This window comes from Streptococcus sp. SN-1, from assembly GCF_041154385.1.
Classification (GTDB): domain Bacteria; phylum Bacillota; class Bacilli; order Lactobacillales; family Streptococcaceae; genus Streptococcus; species Streptococcus mitis_CT.
In genome coordinates, this window is record NZ_AP028929.1 from 1,835,324 (window position 1) to 1,854,241 (window position 18,918).

General features: G+C 39.8%; 20 protein-coding genes and 1 pseudogene. 6 read left to right on the top strand and 15 right to left on the bottom strand.

Annotated features, from left to right (window positions below; translation table 11 throughout):
- Positions 1 to 97 precede the first annotated feature (97 nt).
- The 5 genes from folE to ACAM22_RS08470 all read right to left on the bottom strand — a co-directional run bounded on the left by folE (position 98) and on the right by ACAM22_RS08470 (position 5,209).
- Positions 98 to 652, bottom strand: a complete 555-nt coding sequence (gene folE / locus ACAM22_RS08450; RefSeq protein ID WP_004247172.1) for a GTP cyclohydrolase I FolE — start codon at positions 650 to 652, stop codon at positions 98 to 100.
- A complete protein-coding gene (locus tag ACAM22_RS08455) occupies positions 633 to 1,955 on the bottom strand; it encodes a folylpolyglutamate synthase/dihydrofolate synthase family protein (RefSeq protein WP_369606680.1) in 1,323 nt (440 codons plus the stop codon). The genes folE and ACAM22_RS08455 overlap by 20 nt, the downstream gene beginning before the upstream one ends.
- A 1-nt stretch (position 1,956) precedes the next feature.
- On the bottom strand, positions 1,957 to 2,931 hold the full coding sequence (gene folP / locus ACAM22_RS08460; RefSeq protein WP_369606681.1) for a dihydropteroate synthase: 975 nt from the start codon (positions 2,929 to 2,931) through the stop codon (positions 1,957 to 1,959).
- 93 nt (positions 2,932 to 3,024) lie between these two features.
- Positions 3,025 to 3,732 carry a lysostaphin resistance A-like protein gene (locus tag ACAM22_RS08465; RefSeq protein WP_369606682.1) on the bottom strand — a complete coding sequence of 236 codons (708 nt, stop codon included), beginning with the start codon at positions 3,730 to 3,732 and terminating at the stop codon, positions 3,025 to 3,027.
- 58 nt (positions 3,733 to 3,790) lie between these two features.
- A complete protein-coding gene (locus ACAM22_RS08470; protein ID WP_143952530.1) occupies positions 3,791 to 5,209 on the bottom strand; it encodes an NCS2 family permease in 1,419 nt (472 codons plus the stop codon).
- Positions 5,210 to 5,398: 189 nt separating this feature from the next.
- On the opposite strand from ACAM22_RS08470, the gene ACAM22_RS08475 reads away from it, so the two are divergent.
- From ACAM22_RS08475 to ACAM22_RS08495, 5 genes are all read left to right on the top strand, one after another.
- A complete protein-coding gene (locus ACAM22_RS08475; protein ID WP_261052298.1) occupies positions 5,399 to 6,211 on the top strand; it encodes a Cof-type HAD-IIB family hydrolase in 813 nt (270 codons plus the stop codon).
- A gap of 224 nt (positions 6,212 to 6,435) precedes the next feature.
- Entirely contained in the window at positions 6,436 to 7,455 is a 1,020-nt protein-coding gene (adhP, locus tag ACAM22_RS08480) for an alcohol dehydrogenase AdhP (RefSeq protein WP_369606683.1), read from the top strand.
- Positions 7,456 to 7,689: 234 nt separating this feature from the next.
- Positions 7,690 to 8,679 carry a PTS sugar transporter subunit IIB gene (locus tag ACAM22_RS08485; protein WP_004258131.1) on the top strand — a complete coding sequence of 330 codons (990 nt, stop codon included), beginning with the start codon at positions 7,690 to 7,692 and terminating at the stop codon, positions 8,677 to 8,679.
- Between the two features lie 25 nt (positions 8,680 to 8,704).
- On the top strand, positions 8,705 to 9,508 hold the full coding sequence (locus ACAM22_RS08490; RefSeq protein WP_049543673.1) for a PTS mannose/fructose/sorbose transporter subunit IIC: 804 nt from the start codon (positions 8,705 to 8,707) through the stop codon (positions 9,506 to 9,508).
- 23 nt (positions 9,509 to 9,531) lie between these two features.
- Entirely contained in the window at positions 9,532 to 10,443 is a 912-nt protein-coding gene (locus ACAM22_RS08495; RefSeq protein WP_000136864.1) for a PTS system mannose/fructose/sorbose family transporter subunit IID, read from the top strand.
- Between the two features lie 55 nt (positions 10,444 to 10,498).
- Here ACAM22_RS08495 and pepC read toward each other — a convergent pair whose 3' ends face one another.
- Positions 10,499 to 11,833 (bottom strand): aminopeptidase C, encoded by a 1,335-nt coding sequence (pepC, locus tag ACAM22_RS08500; RefSeq protein ID WP_369606684.1) that lies wholly within the window; start codon positions 11,831 to 11,833, stop codon positions 10,499 to 10,501.
- A gap of 111 nt (positions 11,834 to 11,944) precedes the next feature.
- Positions 11,945 to 12,667, bottom strand: coding sequence for a pseudouridine synthase (locus ACAM22_RS08505; protein ID WP_261052285.1), 723 nt, complete (start codon positions 12,665 to 12,667; stop codon positions 11,945 to 11,947).
- A gap of 14 nt (positions 12,668 to 12,681) precedes the next feature.
- Between ACAM22_RS08505 and ACAM22_RS08510 the strand changes: the two genes are divergently transcribed.
- Complete coding sequence (locus ACAM22_RS08510) at positions 12,682 to 13,734, top strand: HNH endonuclease (protein ID WP_261025634.1); 1,053 nt, start codon at positions 12,682 to 12,684, stop codon at positions 13,732 to 13,734.
- Between the two features lie 53 nt (positions 13,735 to 13,787).
- Here the strand turns inward: ACAM22_RS08510 and ACAM22_RS08515 are convergent.
- The 8 genes and pseudogenes from ACAM22_RS08515 to ACAM22_RS08550 form a co-directional block, all read right to left on the bottom strand.
- Positions 13,788 to 14,417 (bottom strand): annotated as a pseudogene (locus ACAM22_RS08515) (aminopeptidase); the annotation flags it as partial.
- 157 nt (positions 14,418 to 14,574) lie between these two features.
- Positions 14,575 to 15,393, bottom strand: coding sequence for a hypothetical protein (locus ACAM22_RS08520; RefSeq protein ID WP_261025633.1), 819 nt, complete (start codon positions 15,391 to 15,393; stop codon positions 14,575 to 14,577).
- Entirely contained in the window at positions 15,386 to 16,504 is a 1,119-nt protein-coding gene (locus ACAM22_RS08525) for an ATP-binding protein (protein WP_261025632.1), read from the bottom strand. Before ACAM22_RS08525 ends, ACAM22_RS08520 begins: the two co-directional genes overlap by 8 nt.
- Before the next feature lie 201 nt (positions 16,505 to 16,705).
- A complete protein-coding gene (locus tag ACAM22_RS08530; protein WP_261025631.1) occupies positions 16,706 to 16,936 on the bottom strand; it encodes a GlsB/YeaQ/YmgE family stress response membrane protein in 231 nt (76 codons plus the stop codon).
- A 9-nt stretch (positions 16,937 to 16,945) separates the two neighbouring features.
- Entirely contained in the window at positions 16,946 to 18,187 is a 1,242-nt protein-coding gene (locus tag ACAM22_RS08535) for an aminopeptidase (RefSeq protein WP_000243934.1), read from the bottom strand.
- 21 nt (positions 18,188 to 18,208) lie between these two features.
- Positions 18,209 to 18,361 (bottom strand): hypothetical protein, encoded by a 153-nt coding sequence (locus ACAM22_RS08540; protein WP_000776626.1) that lies wholly within the window; start codon positions 18,359 to 18,361, stop codon positions 18,209 to 18,211.
- A gap of 20 nt (positions 18,362 to 18,381) precedes the next feature.
- Complete coding sequence (locus ACAM22_RS08545; protein WP_261025629.1) at positions 18,382 to 18,660, bottom strand: type II toxin-antitoxin system YafQ family toxin; 279 nt, start codon at positions 18,658 to 18,660, stop codon at positions 18,382 to 18,384.
- Positions 18,653 to 18,916 carry a type II toxin-antitoxin system RelB/DinJ family antitoxin gene (locus ACAM22_RS08550; protein WP_153192760.1) on the bottom strand — a complete coding sequence of 88 codons (264 nt, stop codon included), beginning with the start codon at positions 18,914 to 18,916 and terminating at the stop codon, positions 18,653 to 18,655. Before ACAM22_RS08550 ends, ACAM22_RS08545 begins: the two co-directional genes overlap by 8 nt.
- Positions 18,917 to 18,918: the final 2 nt, after the last annotated feature.

Below are 18,918 nucleotides of genomic sequence, written 5' to 3' on the forward strand. Positions count from 1 at the left end.
AAGTGCAAACTAGGAAGCTAGCCGCAGGCTGCTCAAAACACTGTTTTGAGGTTGCAGATAGAAGCTGACGTGGTTTGAATTTGATTTTCGAAGAGTATTATAGTCCCATTAAACGATAAGCCTGATCTCGGAGGTCCTTATCTGTTTCAAATAGACCACGAGCTACTGTCGTCAAGGTTGCAGTGCCTGGTTTTCTGACACCACGCATGCTCATACACATATGTTCCGCCTCAATGACAACAAAGGCTCCTTTAGCACCTAGATACTCCATCAAGGCATCGGCTACTTCGATATTCAATCGTTCTTGAATTTGTGGTTTTTTCGAATAAACTTCAACCGTACGGGCTAGCTTAGACAAACCTGCTACACGACCATCTGGAATGTAGGCAATATGCGCTCTACCATAAAATGGCAAGAAGTGATGTTCACACATGGTATGGAAAAAAATATCCTTTTCTACCACCATATTATCGTCAATAATCTCAAAGGATTTTGACAAATGTTCCTCCGCTGTTTGACCAAGCCCTGAAAAAATCTCTTGGTACATACGGGCCACACGAGCAGGTGTTTCCTGCAAGCCCTCGCGGTTAGCGTCCTCTCCCACAGCCTCGATAATCATTTTTACAGCTGTTTCAATCTTTTGTGTATCCATTTTCATTCTTCCTCTCCATCAGATAGGCCCTCACTTGGCTCAAGAAATACAAGGAACCCGTGACAATCCTAACTGTTTTTTTCTCTTCTTTTTTATCTGTCAATTTCTGCTCTAGAAAATCCTGCCAACCTTGGTAGCTGAGATTTCTAGACTTAGCTGCCTCTTTCAGCACGCTTTCATCAGTCGCCCGACTATCGTCAAAATGTGTCAGAGTAAGCTCGGTATCTGGCATGGCCCCCAGCAAGTCCAACATATCCTCCAAGGCCTTGGTTTTGATACAAGTAAAGAGGATTTCCTTACGATAATCCGCAAAGCGTTCTTGCAAGGTTGCCAATAAAGCTTTGATAGCATGGGGATTGTGGGCCCCGTCCAAGATCATCAAGGGGTTCCTTGACACGACCTCCAGACGCCCCGGCCATCTTGTTTCTTCTAGTGCTTGAGCAAGCAAGTGATTGCTTGCTAGTTCTCGGTCATCCTCCTGACAAAAAGCATCAAGTAAAGCTATAGCCATCCCAGCATTCTCTATCTGGTGCAAACCAAGCAGGCCAGTCTGGAAGCGACCTTGTCTGACAGCACTTGTATAGTCAAAGACTTCACCCGTTACCACACTCTCTTGGTGACTGACATGATAATCTGCCCCGTAGGCAAGTCTCGGCGCATTTTTATCTTTCGCAATAGCGTCAATGACAGCCAAAGCTTCTGGAGCGATACGACCTGTCACCAAGGGAATACCTTGTTTGATAATACCAGCTTTCTGCTCTGCTATGGCTTCCAAGGTGTCACCAAGTAGGGCTACATGGTCCAATCCAATGGTCGTAATGCCTGTTAGAATAGGCTGGCAAACATTGGTACTATCCAAGAGTCCACCCATGCCCACTTCCATGATAGCCACATCTACTTGCTCTGAGGCAAAGTAGTCATAGGCTATGGCTGTGATAATCTCAAACTCGGTTGTCCCCTGCAAATTGGTAGCCGATTCCCCTTCCAGCAAAGTCTGATAGTCTGACATGAGGGATTCTAGCCTCGCTTCTGGGATAGATTCCCCATTGATGCTAATCTGGTCTGTATAATGAATGAGATAGGGCGAGCTAAACACGCCAACTCTCAGCCCTAGCTTTTCTAGCATATTTTTCAAAAAAGCAATGGTCGAACCCTTGCCATTGGTCCCTCCGATATGGATGACCTTGAGTTTGAGATGGGGATTGCCTCGCAGAGCTAGGAGTTCTACCATTCGTTCCAAACCGAAATGCGGTTGGTCCGTCCGGTAGTTAGCAATCCACTGATTGTTTTCGATTTCTTTCATCTTATTTATATTGTTTTAAATCTAGATTTTCCGCTTCATCAGCCAGACGAATAGCGGAGGCAATTTCAACTGCCATCTTATGACTAGCTACGTCATGCACGCGCACCACTTCTACACCCTGTCTCGCAGCAATACTGGTTACATGGGCTGAAGCTGTGTCCCGATTGCGGAAACCAAGTTCTGTCTCAGGATCGACTTCAAAGCCACTTTCTTCAAGGATATTGATGACAAACCGCTTGCGCGACACTCCAAGAAAGATTGGATAGCCTTTCTGATGTAGTTTATCCAGATCCCGTAAAAGAAGCAGATTTTCTTTCTTAGTCAGACCAAAGCCAATTCCTGGATCCAACAGGATATTCTCTTGTGCAATCCCAGCTTCCTCTGCTCTCGCTAAGGCTCTGTCAAAGAAAGTCTCCATCAACTCTTCGATTGGCAATGTTTCAAAGTCAGCTAACTCTTCCCCTGTAAAAGCTTGATTAAATCCAAAATGAGGGAAGATGAGCGAGCTAGGGTGCTGAGGTCGCGCCATGACTGGATTAAACATAATGACTACTTTCGCACCAGCCTTAGCAACCACATGGGCCATTTTTTCATCACCCATGAGACCAGTGATATCATTGACTAGATTGGCACCAGCAGCCAAAGCAGCTTCTGCTACTTGACTTTTCCAAGTATCAATGGAGATGAGAACATCACTTTCCTTGCGAATAGCTTTAATCACTGGAACAACACGCTGGATCTCCTCTTCTATCTCAACATAGCTACTTCCCGGCCGAGTCGATTCTCCGCCGATATCTAGCATACTAGCCCCTTCTGCTATCAATTTACGAGCCTGCTGGAGCGCCTGCTCAAGAGCAAAAAATTGACCACCGTCCGAAAAGGAGTCTGGGGTTACATTGATAATTCCGCAAATAGCTGTCTTTGCATGATTTGCTTTAGTTGACATATCGGTCACTCCCTCAAGGCTTTTCACCATATTATTTCTCTATTTTACCATAAAAAGAAAAAGATGGACACGATTGCATTCATCTTTTTCCCAGTAGAAACAAGTAAGCAATTGTCAAAAATCTTAAACAGAAATCCCTAATGTCCGACTCATGATCACCACAAGAGCCAACAAGCAGAAGGCCACCCCGTTAACAATCATGTGAAGTAAGATAGACATTTCCAAACGTTGGGTCTTGTAAGCCGTCCAAGATAGAACGATCGACATACCTCCATAAATCAATAAAGAAGGTAAATTACTTGGTTGATGCAATAAAGCAAACACAATCGTACCGACTACAAATCCCAAGTTCTCCTTGCCTCTGAAAATCTTTTTAGGAACAATCCCACGGCACAAGATTTCCTCACAAATTGGAGCAAGCAAGGTCAGCAAGAAAAAGCTAGAAATCAACGAACTATTCTGAACCATATCGTTAATCTGAGACTGGTTAGCTGTTGTCGTCTCATTTGACAGTTGCAACAAGATAGAACCAAGTATATTTGACCCGATAATAACTAAATAACTTAATCCCAATCGTGCCAAATCCTTAGCTCTAAAAAAAGAAAAATTAAAACTAGCTAATTGGGTTTTACGAGCTCCAAAAATAAATAGTGCTAAAACAACAATCGAAATACCAGCAACTATCAGTCCTGACTGTAACAATGGTACTGCATTTAAAGTTAAAATAGCAGTAACCCCTATAGGAATCTGATATAAAATTGTCGCTAGCAGAAAGATTAACAGCCAGCCTGCACGATTCAACAATTCTTTCCACATACTTTTCTCTTCCATCATTCATCTCCTAGACTTTGTATTAAAAAAAGGGGGAAAATTCCCCTGGGTTATCCTATTATAAGGCCATGCTGATATAGTTAAGGATAAACAAGGCATCCAAAATCCAAATCATGACATGAACATCTTTAGCTTGACCTTTGACAAGCTTAGTCAAAGTGTAAGTCAAGAAACCAACTGCAATCCCTTGAGTAATAGAGTAGCTGAATCCCATAAAGATAGATGTGAAGAAAGCAGGAACCGCTTCAGACATATCGTCCCAATGGATATTTTTCAAGCTAGCCAACATCATAATCCCAACGATAATCAAGATTGGAGCTGTAGCGGCTGTTGGTACAATCGCTAGAAGTGGACTAAAGAAGCTTGAAATTGCAAAACAGATTGCTACAACCAAGGCTGTCAAACCAGTACGTCCACCTGCACCGATACCAGCAGCAGACTCAACATAAGTCGTTACGTTTGAAGTACCAGCGATGGCACCAATTGAAGTACCAATCAAGTCAGAGTAAAGAGCCTTGTCCAACTTAGCTGATTGGTGATTTTCACCATTTGTCGCTACGATACCAACTTTTTCACCTGTACCGATCAAGGTACCAATCGTGTCAAAAATATCTGTCAATGAGAAGGCAAGAATGGCCATCAGAGTTTCAGGCAAGCGAGCTGTATCTGAAATCAAAGCTCCCAAACCTTCTGAACCAAGAGCTGCACCAAAAACTGTCTTCAAGTCTTCAAAGGCTGCACCAACATGATTATTAGCAAAATCGATACTAGACAAATCTACCAAACCAACTGCAATAGCAAGAACAGTTGTTGTCAAGATAGAGAGGATAATTCCCCCTTTAATTCCTTTGATAACAAAGAAAATTGTGATAGCAAGTCCTGCAAGAGCCACCAAAACAGCTGGATTATTAAAGCTGACCAATCCTGGAACTGCTGAAGAGTTTGCTGTAATCGCTGCTTGGGCCTTGTCAGCTCCTTCTCCTGCAACCGTATAATTGCCTGGATCGATAGAGAATTTCAAAAGTCCAGCATTCTTAATTCCCACGTAGGCAAGGAAGACACCGATACCAGCTGAAATAGCTGAACGAAGGGCATTCGGAATCGATTCAATGATCATTTTACGAACATTTGTCAAGGTAATAATCAATGAGATAATTCCACAGATGAAGACCATAGCCAAGGCTTCTTGCCATGAATAACCAAGCCCGAATACAACTGTAAATGTAAAGAAGGCGTTAAGACCCATACCTGGTGCTTGAGCATATGGCAAGTTGGCGTAGAAAGCCATCATCAAGGTACCAGCTACTGCACCGATAATCGTTGCAAGAAACACACCCTGAGCAGGCATTCCTGTTTGCGAAAGAATTTGTGGGTTTACAAAGAGAATATAGCTCATTGCAAAGAAAGTTGTTAAACCAGCGAGAACCTCTGTACGAACGTCTGTACCGTTCTCTTTTAGTTTAAATAATTTGTCCATTATCAATCTCCTTTTAATTTTTACGAACAATAATAGAATTATATCATTTATCATTCACTTTTTCAATATCTTTGTTTGATTTATTTAAGAATTTGATGAAATTTCTTTTTTGGTTTCGAATCTGCTTTTCTGCCTGCTTTTTGTTATAATAGTAGACATCTTATCTGGAAAGACACTAGAAAGGTTTATATGACGAAAAAAATTATTGCAGTTGACCTAGATGGAACCCTGCTCAACTCAGACAGTCAGATTTCTGACTTTACCAAAGAAACTATTAAAAAAGTTACTGAAAAAGGGCATCAGGTTATTATTACGACAGGTCGCCCTTACCGTATGTCAAAAGATTTTTACCGTGAACTAGGCTTAAACACTCCTATGATTAATTTCAACGGTTCCCTCACTCATTTACCAGACCAAGTTTGGGACTTTGAAAAGTGTTTGACCGTAGACAAAAAATATCTGTTAGACATGGTTCAACGTTCAGAGGACATTCAAGCTGATTTTATCGCTGGAGAATATCGTAAAAAATTCTACATCACAAATCCCAATGAAGAAATTGCCAATCCCAAACTATTTGGCGTAGAAGCTTTCCAGCCTGAAGATCAATTCAATCCTGAATTGGTGACCAAGGACCCTAACTGTATTCTCTTGCAGACCAGAGCCAGTGACAAATATGCCTTGGCAAAAGAAATGAATGCCTTCTACCAGCATCAACTGTCTATCAACACTTGGGGTGGTCCGCTCAATATCCTTGAATGTACCCCAAAAGGTGTCAACAAGGCCTTTGCTTTGGACTACTTGCTCAAGGTAATGAACCGCGATAAAAAAGATTTGATTGCTTTTGGAGATGAGCACAATGATACCGAAATGCTTGCTTTTGCTGGGAAAGGTTATGCAATGAAAAATGCCAACCCAGAGCTACTCCCCTATGCAGATGAGCAAATTGCCCTAACCAATGACCAAGATGGGGTTGCCAAAACCCTGCAAGACTTATTCTTATAGTCCATACTGACCAGCTTGCGAGCTGGTCTTTGTGCTCTTTTCACAGTCTCATCAACCAGTTAATCGATTGTTCTACTTTTTGCCTCCAAAACCTTGGAAAAGGCTTTCTTTTGTGATATAATTCACATATAAATACAAGAGAGCTCGTCATACTCGACTCTGTTGACACAAAATCAATCCAGTCCCGTTATCCCTGTTCTCGGTCAATATCAAGGAGGATAGCTATGAAAGCTGTTGTTGTTAATCCAGAAAGCACTGGTGTTGCTGTTGAAGAAAAAGTACTCCGTCCACTTGAAACTGGGGAAGCACTTGTAGAAATTGAATACTGTGGTGTTTGCCACACTGACCTCCACGTTGCCCATGGCGACTTCGGTCAGGTACCAGGACGTGTCCTAGGTCACGAAGGTGTTGGTATCGTTAAAGAAATTGCACCAGATGTTAAAAGTCTTAAAGTCGGCGACCGCGTCAGCGTTGCTTGGTTCTTTGAAGGATGTGGTACTTGCGAATACTGTACAACTGGCCGTGAAACTCTTTGCCGTACAGTAAAAAATGCCGGCTACTCAGTAGACGGTGGTATGGCTGAACAATGTATCGTAACAGCAGACTATGCTGTTAAAGTTCCTGACGGACTTGATCCAGCCCAAGCCTCTTCTATCACATGTGCTGGTGTAACAACCTATAAAGCTATTAAAGAGGCCAAAGTTGAACCAGGCCAATGGGTTGTTCTTTACGGTGCTGGTGGCCTTGGTAACCTAGCTGTTCAATACGCTAAAAAAGTATTCAATGCTCATGTCATCGCAGTTGATATCAATAACGACAAACTTGCCCTTGCAAAAGAAGTAGGCGCTGACATTGTTATTAACGGCCTCGAAATTGAAGATGTACCAGGACTCATCAAGGAAAAAACTGATGGTGGAGCTCATTCAGCTGTCGTAACTGCTGTATCTAAAGTTGCCTTCAACCAGGCTGTTGACTCAGTTCGTGCTGGTGGTCGCGTTGTCGCTGTCGGCCTTCCTTCTGAAATGATGGAACTAAGTATCGTAAAAACCGTTCTAGATGGAATCCAAGTCATCGGTTCTCTTGTAGGAACTCGTAAAGACTTGGAAGAAGCCTTCCAATTCGGTGCAGAAGGTTTAGTAGTTCCAGTTGTTCAAAAACGTCCAATAGAAGATGCCGTAGCCATTTTCGACGAAATGGAAAAAGGTCAAATCCAAGGACGTATGGTACTCGACTTCACCCACTAATCTATTAGAAACCTATTTTAAAAGTTGGAATGCGCTTCCAACTTTTTTATATTAAATTTTTTAATAAGGATTCAAAAAAACTTCTCTAAAACTCAATATATCAATATTTTCAGATGTAATATTTTTAATTATTTTATGATAAATAGTTGATTTTTAGATGAAAACGGTTTATACTTAAAAAGTCTTAAAGTTTTCTTAAACGAAAACTAAAACAAAAAAGGAGGAATGACAATAATGAGTATCGGAATCATTATTGCGAGCCACGGCGAATTTGCTGCGGGTATTCATCAGTCAGGATCTATGATCTTTGGTGAACAAGAAAAGGTTCAAGTTGTAACCTTTATGCCAAACGAAGGTCCTGACGATCTATACGCTAAGTTTAATAACGCTGTTGCTGCATTTGACGCAGAAGATGAGGTTCTAGTTTTGGCTGACCTTTGGAGTGGATCTCCATTTAACCAAGCTAGCCGCGTGATGGGAGAAAATCCTGAGCGTAAGTTTGCCATCATCACAGGACTGAACTTACCGATGTTAATTCAAGCCTACACAGAGCGCCTCATGGACGCTGCTGCAGGTGTAGAAAAAGTCGCTGCGAATATTATCAAAGAAGCCAAAGATGGCATCAAGGCTCTTCCAGAAGAGCTCAATCCAGTTGAGGAAGTAGCAAGCGCTGCAGCTGCTCCAGTTGCCCAAGCTGCTATTCCAGAAGGAACTGTCATCGGAGACGGTAAACTCAAAATCAACCTTGCCCGTCTAGACACTCGTTTACTTCACGGTCAGGTTGCAACTGCTTGGACTCCAGATTCAAAAGCAGACCGTATCATCGTTGCTTCAGATAACGTAGCTAAAGACGAATTACGTAAAGAATTGATTAAACAAGCAGCTCCAGGTAAAGTGAAAGCAAACGTTGTTCCTATCCAAAAACTAATCGACGTTGCAAAAGATCCTCGCTTCGGAGGAACACATGCCCTTATCTTGTTTGAAACACCTCAAGATGCTCTTCGTGCTATCGAAGGTGGCGTGCCAATCAAAACTCTTAATGTTGGATCAATGGCTCACTCAACTGGTAAAACAATGGTTAACAACGTTTTGTCTATGGATAAAGAAGACGTTGCCACATTTGAAAAAATGCGTGACCTTGGTGTTGAATTTGATGTACGTAAAGTACCAAACGACACGAAAAAAGATTTGTTTGACTTGATCAACAAAGCAAACGTGCAATAATCGATTTTATGAAAGGATTTTAAAGATGTCTATTATTTCTATGGTTTTAGTAGTCGTTGTAGCCTTCCTAGCAGGTCTTGAAGGTATCCTCGACCAGTTCCAATTCCATCAACCAATCGTAGCTTGTACCCTTATCGGTCTTGTTACTGGTAACCTTGAAGCAGGGATTATCCTTGGTGGTTCTCTTCAAATGATCGCCCTTGGTTGGGCTAACATCGGAGCTGCCGTAGCTCCTGACGCTGCTCTTGCTTCTGTTGCTGCTGCCATTATCATGGTTCTTGGTGGCGACTTTACTAAGACAGGTATCGGTGTTGCCCAAGCGGTTGCTATCCCTCTTGCAGTTGCTGGTCTATTCTTGACTATGATTGTCCGTACACTCTCTGTCGGATTGGTTCACACTGCTGATGCTTCTGCTAAAAAAGGTGACTTTAAAGCAGTTGAACGCGCTCACTTTGTCGCACTTCTTCTTCAAGGTCTTCGTATTGCAGTCCCTGCAGCACTCCTTCTAATGGTACCAACTGAAACCGTACAAAGCATTCTAAATACTATGCCTGATTGGCTTAAAGACGGTATGGCTATCGGTGGTGGTATGGTCGTTGCCGTTGGTTACGCTATGGTTATCAACATGATGGCAACTCGTGAAGTATGGCCATTCTTCGCTATCGGTTTCGTGCTTGCTGCCGTGTCAGATATTACTCTAATCGGATTTGGTGCTATCGGTGTTGCTATCGCTCTTATCTACCTTCACCTTTCTAAAACTGGTGGAAATGGTGGCGGAGGAGCCGCAACTTCTAACGACCCAATCGGCGATATCCTAGAAGACTACTAAGATAAGAAAGGACTGAAAACATCATGACTGAAAAACTTCAATTAACTAAATCAGATCGTAAAAAAGTTTGGTGGCGTTCAACTTTCTTACAAGGTTCTTGGAACTATGAACGTATGCAAAACTTGGGTTGGGCTTACTCATTAATTCCAGCTCTTAAAAAACTCTACACTAAAAAAGAAGATCAAATCGCTGCTCTTGAACGCCATCTTGAATTCTTCAACACTCACCCATACGTAGCCGCTCCAATCATGGGGGTTACTCTTGCACTTGAAGAAGAACGTGCTAACGGTGTTGAAATCGACGACGCTGCTATCCAAGGGGTTAAAATCGGTATGATGGGACCTCTTGCTGGTATCGGTGACCCAGTATTCTGGTTTACAGTACGCCCAATCCTTGGATCACTCGGTGCTTCACTTGCCCTTACTGGTAATATCTTAGGTCCAATCCTCTTTTTCGTTCTTTGGAACTTGATTCGTATGTCATTCTTGTGGTATACACAAGAGATTGGATACAAGGCTGGATCAGAAATCACTAAAGATATGTCTGGCGGTATCCTTCAAGACATCACTAAAGGAGCTTCTATCCTTGGTATGTTCATTCTTGCTGTCCTTGTTCAACGTTGGGTAAATATTAAATTTGCTTTCGATGTTGCCAAAGTTCAACTAGATGAAAAGGCTTATATCCATTGGGATAAATTGCCAGAAGGATCTAAAGGTATCCAAGAAGCATTCGCACAAGTAGGACAAGGATTGTCTCAAACACCTGAAAAAGTTACTACTTTCCAACAAAACTTGGATATGTTGATTCCTGGACTATCAGGACTACTCCTTACTTTACTTTGCATGTACTTGCTTAAGAAAAAAGTATCTCCAATCACTATTATCCTTGCCCTTTTCGCAGTGGGTATTGTGGCACATGTTCTTCACATCATGTAATCAAGCAACTTAAAAGGAATCAGGTTCTAAAATCTGATTCCTTTTTTCTATGTTTTTATTCAGCCAAAGCTCCCATTGGATCCCATGGTGCGAGTACAATTGGTTCTGCTTCATAGGCTGCTTGTTCTTCTGCTGTCAGCAATTCCTTACGGACAACGATTTGGTAAGTGTATTCGTCCATCCAAGCGTCTGAGGCAACAAAGTAACCATCTGCACCAACCTTGTCTCCCCATGAGTTTTCAACCTTCCACTTGGTTGATTTACCATTTTCGTCCAAGTCAACACCTGTCAAGACCATGGCGTGGGTCATCAAGCTTTCGCTATAGTCCAAACGTCCAGCCTTGTCTTGAGTAAGTTTAATGTCCATGCTTGATTCAAAGTCATAAATATCTGTCGCAAGAATTCCAGCTTTGCGGTTGCTGAGCTGGCCGACATCAGAACCAAACCAAACAGTCTCACCTGCTTGCATTTGGGCAATCGCCAATTCTTTCAAGCGCTCCATTGGAACATTGATGTAACGAACTGCACGGCTACCAACGACATTTCCTAACATCTCAACTGTGTAAGATTGGCCATAAGGCTTGTCTACAGTTGGAGCATTGATAACAGAAACATAGTCTTCTAGAGGAAGATTGACATATTTCTTGTAAAATTCCTGTGGCGTGATACCCTTTTCGCTTTGGTAGTTGTTATCCTTATCACGATAAGCAAAGTCAAATCTACGAGGTGGAAGTCCTAAAGACATAGCAAGGAAATTAAAGATTTCTTGCAAGAGGTCTTCTTTCTTAGCTTGGACAGTCGCTTGATCTGCACCAGAAGCAAGCAAGTCACGCAAGATTTGAGCATCTTGGCGAAGCAATTTGTTAAGGATTGCATTTAGCTCACGGCTACTGCTAGATGAAACGGACTCAGGATAAACTGACTTAGGCACGACACCGTATTTCTCAAAGAGGGCAACGACCATATCCCACTGACCACCGTCTTGTTGAGGTGTTTGAAGTAGGAATTTAACCTTGCGGCTCGTCAAGTCTTGGTCTGCAGTTGCAATGACTTGCTCCAAGAACCAGTTTGATTTCTCATACTTGTCCCAGAAGAATGTGTGGGCCTGTGACAACTCAAAATTTTCCAGTTTGTATTGTGAGATGAGCTTGTGGCGGAAGGTGTTGAGAGCCGCAAACATCCAGCAACGACCAGACGCTTTCTGGTTAGTAACCTTGTCCTTGGTCAAATCCAATGAGAAAACAGGGGTGTTGTCTACATGGCTTTGGCGACGTTCTAGAGCTGCAAAAATTCCGTTGTGGCTGGCAGCATTTTCAATCGCTTGGTATTTTACATTTGCTTCATAGTTGGCAAATAGTTTATCAGTAAATGATTCTTGAATCGCGTTCATAGATTCCTCCTTTTATTCTACAGTCTATTATAACTCTTTTCACAAAGGAAGCAACTAAAAAACATAAAAGGCGAGGACATTCTCCCTCACCTTTTTCGAATATAAACCAAATTAAGCAATACTAGCAAGAAGATTTTCCAATTCCTCCTTGGTCAAGCGACGCCATTCCCCTCGTTCTAAGTTCTCATCCAATACTAGCGTTCCCATAGTCAAGCGTTGCAAGTCTACTACTTCCTTGCCACAGTAGGCCACCATACGCTTGACCTGATGAAACTTCCCTTCTGCAATAGTCACACGGATTTGGCTTTGATTCTTTTCTGTATCTATGGACACAAGCTCCAACTTAGCTGGCTGGCAGGTAAAATCCTTGAGCGGAATGCCCTTGGCGAATGTATCCACATCTTCTTGGATCATAATTCCCTTGACCAGAGCCAGATACGTCTTGTCCACATGACGCTTGGGCGAAAGAAGAGCATGGGCCAGCTGACCATCATTGGTCAAGAGCAAAAGACCATGCGTGTCAATATCCAAGCGTCCTACTGGGAAAACTTCCTTGCTCCGAGCAATATCATCCAGCAAGTCCAGAACGGTTCTGTGCTTAGGATCCTCAGTCGCTGAGATAACTCCTTGGGGCTTGTTCATCATGTAGTAGACAAACTCTTCATACTCCAACACTTGCCCATCAAAGCGAATCTCATCTCTTTCTTCATCAATCTGCAATTTAGCTGACTTTTCTTTTTTACCATTTACCGTCACGCGCCCAGCCTTGAGTAAGTTTTTGACCTCTGTCCGACTCCCCACAGCGCAGGCAACTAAAAATTTATCCAATCTCATAGAACTATTATATCATGGAAATTGCTGAACTATTATCAATTTTATGGTATAGTATAAATATACTTCGTTTAAAAGGAAACATCCATATGTGGTTAATCTATTTATTTCTTATTTTTGTAGTAATAGCTTTATTTTTAAAGATTCTTCCATTTATTCTAATTGCACTTTGCTTATTCCTCATTTATGGTATATCTTTACATATTAGAAAAATAAGATATTTTAAAAGTCCAGGTTTTCTAGAACAAAAACAAAAAATTGCAGATACTATTATTGAGTTTAATGAGATTTCAGAATATGTAAAAGATATCCCAAATAAAAATCAATTTATTGTAAAGGATATTACAGGGAAACATGCACATTTAGCTCACTTTGAAAATACTAGCCAACATGACTATAAGCGAGATAAACATAAAAAAACTTTAAATCAAAGTAACGTTTATTCAACTTCCCTACAAGTTGTGCGACGTGCATCTGAAGAACCTATACATTATCTCTGTAAGTATTTCGGAATAACTGCAACCGAAGAAAGCTTGAAACAGCTTGAAGAAATCGGAGAGAATATCTCTCGAATGGAAAACACAATTGATAATCTTTATCAACGAGAGGAACAAATAAAAAACGACTTTAATCCTCCAAAATTTATTTTAAAATACTTTTCTAAAGATTTAATGAAAGAGTTAGATATCCACCTACCAGACATAAAGGTTGATTACACTTCTTATATTTTTGAATACGTGAGTGCAGGAGGCAATAGTTCTCAGAAAACGACAATTCTGTTTAACGGTGAAACTGTTGAAGCAACAGCAGAGTATATTGCAAAGAAAATAAAATCAAAACAAACTGCTCAAGCTCAACGATCACTGATGACAAACAAACTTCGAACTCAAATAAAAGAAAGAGATCACTATACTTGTCAAATCTGTGCTGCCTCTACAGCTGAACAATCTCTCCTGTTACTTGAGATAGACCATATTGTCCCTGTATCAAAAGGAGGACTTTCCACACCTGACAATCTTCAAACTCTCTGTTGGAAATGTAATCGTTCAAAATCTAATAAAATCTTATAAATAAATATCCCAAAAGCATACTTACAATTCAATTTGCTTTTGGGATATTTTTGTTAATTTGCCCAATCTCCGTTACGGAAGAGTGGTACACGTGTCCCATCCTCACGGATACCATCGATATCCATTTGGTTAGAACCAATCATAAAGTCTACATGAACATCTGAACGGTTAAGCCCCGCAGCTTCAAGCTCCTCTTCGCTCATCTCCGCTCCACCAACTACGCTAGTTGCATAGGCTGCACCGATAGCCAAGTGGTTTGAGGCATTCTCATCGAAAAGGGTGTTAAAGAAGGTAATGCCTGACTGAGAAATTGGGCTTGGATCTGGTACCAAGGCACATTCACCCAAGGCACGCGCACCCGCATTTTCAAAGACAAGGTCTTTCATGACTTGATCGCCCTTCTCAGCAGTGATGTCAACGATTTGTCCATCCTTAAAGGTTACCTTAATACCTTCGATGATATTTCCGTTATAGCTAAGCGGTTTTGTAGAAGTGACATAACCATCTGCACGACGGAAGTCAGGCGCTGTGAAGACTTCCTCTGTCGGCATATTTGGCCAAAATCCTTCGTCCTGTGCATTGATAGCACCAGCTGATTCCCAGACATGATTTTTCGGCAAGACAAGTGCCAAATCTGTTCCTGGCGCTGTGTAGTGAATGGATGAAAATTGCTCTTTATTAATACTCAATTATCATATAAAATGTTAAATAATTTATATAGCATCTCAAAGAAGAGTGTGGTTGAAAATTAACGATTTTCTCTAGCTTTTGGGGTATACTTCAACATTTCTTTTATAATATAATTTAATCTTTACAAATCAGTAACAAATTCCAATCTCGCTATGAAATATCTTTAAATTTATATTGACATTCTTTTTCGAAGTATTGATCTATTCCAAATATTTCAACTATAAAATGAGGAAATGCTGATAATATAACAACTTTATTATGTGGATTAATAAACTTTGTATATTGATTTAAAAATATTGCACTAGAATTTGAAATTTCATTTTTATCTTCAACCAAACACAATGAACAATATATAAAGTATTTAACTAGCTTTTCAATCTTCAATTTATTATATAACGGATTATTATACATGTCCGAAGTTACATTTTTATATTTATCTTTAAACTTTGTCTTACCTCTCCTTTTAACATCATAAATATCAAATAGGTGTAGTAAGACATCACAACTACCTAAACAATCATCATTAAAACATTTAATTGCTTCAAACATTGGATAACTAATTAATAACTTGCCTTTGTTAGTTGATTCATTAAAAATGGACAAAAGTTTATTAATCTTCTTATAAACCAAATCATTTCGTTCATCTTTCTTATAATAGTGGTGCGCATCTAAGTCGAAAAAAAGAAAAATATCAGAAAACTTCTCGTAATCTTCTAATTTAGAATTATATTCTATTTTTTTTGATTTTAATATGTCTAGTAAAAGAGGAATCGTTTCAAATTCATCCTCTTCCTGACTCTCAGAGATTTTTTTATATAAATCATATATTAACGTTCCATAACTCTGAACAATAATTGGAATAACACTATTCCCATTTTTTATCATACATTCTTGGTGATATTTGATAAATTGTTCCATATATTTTGGCTCATCTACCTTACCTTCAACAATAAATAAAATATTACTCATTATCAAAACTACCTGCTCGATACATTTTTTCTATATTTTGTGCTTGACGAATTTCACGACCGGAACGATCTGCTATATTAGCAATTTTATTATGCGAAATAGTAAAATAACTATCAGGTCTTAAAATTGTATTAGACATATTGGCTGTATTATGTGTAGTTAAAATAATTTGACTAGAAGATTCTTTAAGTTTTTTAATCAATTTTCTGGAAACTTCATGATGGAAATAGGAATCAAACTCATCTATAAACATAAAATTAATACCATCCACCATTTGCATATACCACATATAAAATAGAGATAAAGCTGCTGTTCCTTTCGACATAATACTAAAAAAATTAGCTTCTCTTCCAGAAGGAAATTTCACAAATATATATTTACTATCGTCAATCTCCTTTTCAAACAAGTTATATTTAATACCCAAATCAGATAGAAATTCTTGATAATCTTTTATTTTATTTTTTTCAATAATTGTTGTTGCGATATCACCACTACCTGTCGTATACCCTTGATAATGATTTCCATATATTGAATCAAAAGATAACATCGAATCAACAAATTCTATAAATTTATTAAAAATATCATCCTTTGATTCTTCAACATTGTCTATACCTGTTGAATAAATATAAGCAAGTTTCACTAGTGATTGATCGTTTCGTAATTTATCAAAGTTAATTTCATTACCATTTTTTAAATTAATAGTCTTGATTTGTTCATTCTTGTCATACAAGATAAGCAAATCACCATCTATATATAATTCTTCATATAAAATGTCATCGTAACTTTTTTTACAATATTTATATTGGACAATGTGATTACTAATGTTAAACGTATATTCAAACTCAGCGAACTTAGGCATAGTTTCTAAATTCAAGAAATGTTTTTTATAATCCTTACTATTTTTTTCATTATCTGTTAGATGAGTTATAATATCCATAATAGCTAAACCCAAGTTTGATTTTCCTGAGGCATTATCTCCATATATAACTGCAGTAGTAAGAATATTGTTTTTTACAATACTATCATTAAACGAATAATTTCCAGCTGTTAAATCAAACTCAATTTGTGATGCAAAATTTTTAAAACCTTTTACCTTAAATTTTTGTAACATACTAGCCCTCCTTTGACCGTAAGAAAATTACGATTAACTTAATTATACGATAAATATTAACTCAGTGCAAGAATAAAAAATATTACTTTAAAATAAAAACACCCCAAAAGTTAGATTTTTTCTGTCTAACTTTTGGGGTGCAGTTCAACCAGTTCCAACCTCTCTTTATTTTTAATCATAAACAAGCTTTTTAATCGAAACTTAGCTTCCTCTTTCCCAGAAGATAGCTAGTAAAATCATGGCTCCTAGAACTGATGGGATAATGGCTGTACCGTTTAGGTTTGGCCCCCATGAACCAAATAGTAATTGTCCTATAAAGGCACCAATCCATCCGAGAAACATTTTTCCAAAACATCCCATGCGTTCTCCACGATTGGTCAGAGTACCTGCTAAAAATCCCACTAGGAGACCAACGAACATGCTTCCTAACATATTATCTCCTTAATTTGCCCAATCTCCGTTACGGAAGAGTGGTACACGTGTCCCATCCTCACGGATACCATCGATATCCATTTGGTTAGAACCAATCATAAAGTCTACGTGAACATCTGAACGGTTAAGCCCCGCAGCTTCAAGCTCCTCTTCGCTCATCTCCGCTCCACCAACAACGCTAGTTGCATAGGCTGCACCGATAGCCAAGTGATTTGACGCATTTTCATCGAAAAGGGTGTTAAAGAAGGTAATACCTGACTGAGAAATTGGGCTTGGATCTGGTACCAAGGCACATTCACCTAAGGCACGCGCACCCGCATTTTCAAAGACAAGGTCTTTCATGACTTGATCGCCCTTCTCAGCAGTGATGTCAACGATTTGTCCATCCTTAAAGGTTACCTTAATACCTTCGATGATATTTCCATTATAGCTAAGCGGTTTTGTAGAAGTGACATAACCATCTGCGCGACGGAAGTCAGGCGCTGTGAAGACTTCCTCTGTCGGCATATTTGGCAAGAATCCTTCGCCCTGTGCATTGATAGCCCCAGCTGATTCCCAAACGTGGTTCTTCGGCAAACCAAGTGTTAAATCTGTCCCTGGCGCTGTGTAGTGAAGGGCTGAAAATTGTTCTTTATTAAGCATATCTGCCTTACTCTTAAGGATAGCTGCATGCTCTTCCCAAGCCTTAACAGGATCTTCTTCATAGACACGGCAAGTTTTGAAAATTTGGTCCCAAAGGAGATCGACTGCTTCTTCGTCGCTCGCAGCATTTGGAAAGACTTTCTTAGCCCACTCAAGTCCAGCAGCAGCTGCTACAGTCCAGCTAACCTTGTTGGATTGCGTTGCGATGCGCATTGGCTTCATAGCAAGTCCCATAGCTTTAGCAGAAGCTGAAAGCTTATCAGCATCCACTCCGTTCAAGGCACCTGGATCAGATGAACGAACCCCAAGACGGCTAGCTTTGTTCTCCAAGAGATAGTTCATCTCAGCAATCTTGTATTCTGGTACATTGTCCAGACGCTCCATCGGCGCATGGAGGAATTTCTCACGGTTAATGACATCATCTGTCCACTGAACGATGACCTCATGCGCACCCAAGGCATAAGCTTCTTTGACAATTAAGTGAGCCAACTCACGTTGCTCCACATCGATAGAGAGAGCCAAAGTGTGACCAGGTTGCACATTAATTCCGTTCGCAACCAATAATTTCGCATATTTTTCTAGATTTTCTTTAAAATTTGGTAAAACCATGTTGTTTTCTCTTTTCTATTTTTATTTTTCTTTCAAAGCAGAGAATAATCCTGCTAAAGCAATAGCACCTGACAAGAGTGCTGTTGATAGAAGGATTGTCTGGTCAGCAAGTTCTAATTGATATTCAAATACCTTCTCAGCCGGCTTATCTTCCGCAAAAATTCTTAGTTTCATGAGAACCACCTTAAAATTTATTAAAACAAATCACTATGACTGCCTGTCCTCAGCAAATTTAAAATCAATTCTTCCTTGTCTACTTTATAAACCAAAAGCCAATCTGGCTGGATATGGCATTCACGAACTCCTTGAAAATGCTTGGATGCCGTCAATTGATGATCACGATATCTAGCAGGAAGTTCTTTTTCTTGAACAAGAAAATTTAAAACTTCTTCTAATAATTCTACCTTCAAACCACGCTTCATAGCCAACTTAAAATCTTTTTTAAACTGTTTATGATAACGAATCTTAAGCACGCAAATCCTCCATCAAGTCAGAGATTGATTCAAAGGATTGGCTCATATTACGATTTTGGTCTAAATCCGTTAATACCTCAAGCAAGTTCCGACTCTCGTCTAGTCTAACATCGAAAGGTAAACCCTGATATTGAATAGCTTGACGAAGGAAAATATTGATAGCTGTTGTCATATCCATTCCCAGGTTATTAAACACCTGTTGGGCCTGCTCCTTAACCTCACTATCCAAACGGATACTCATGCTCGTCTTTGACATAC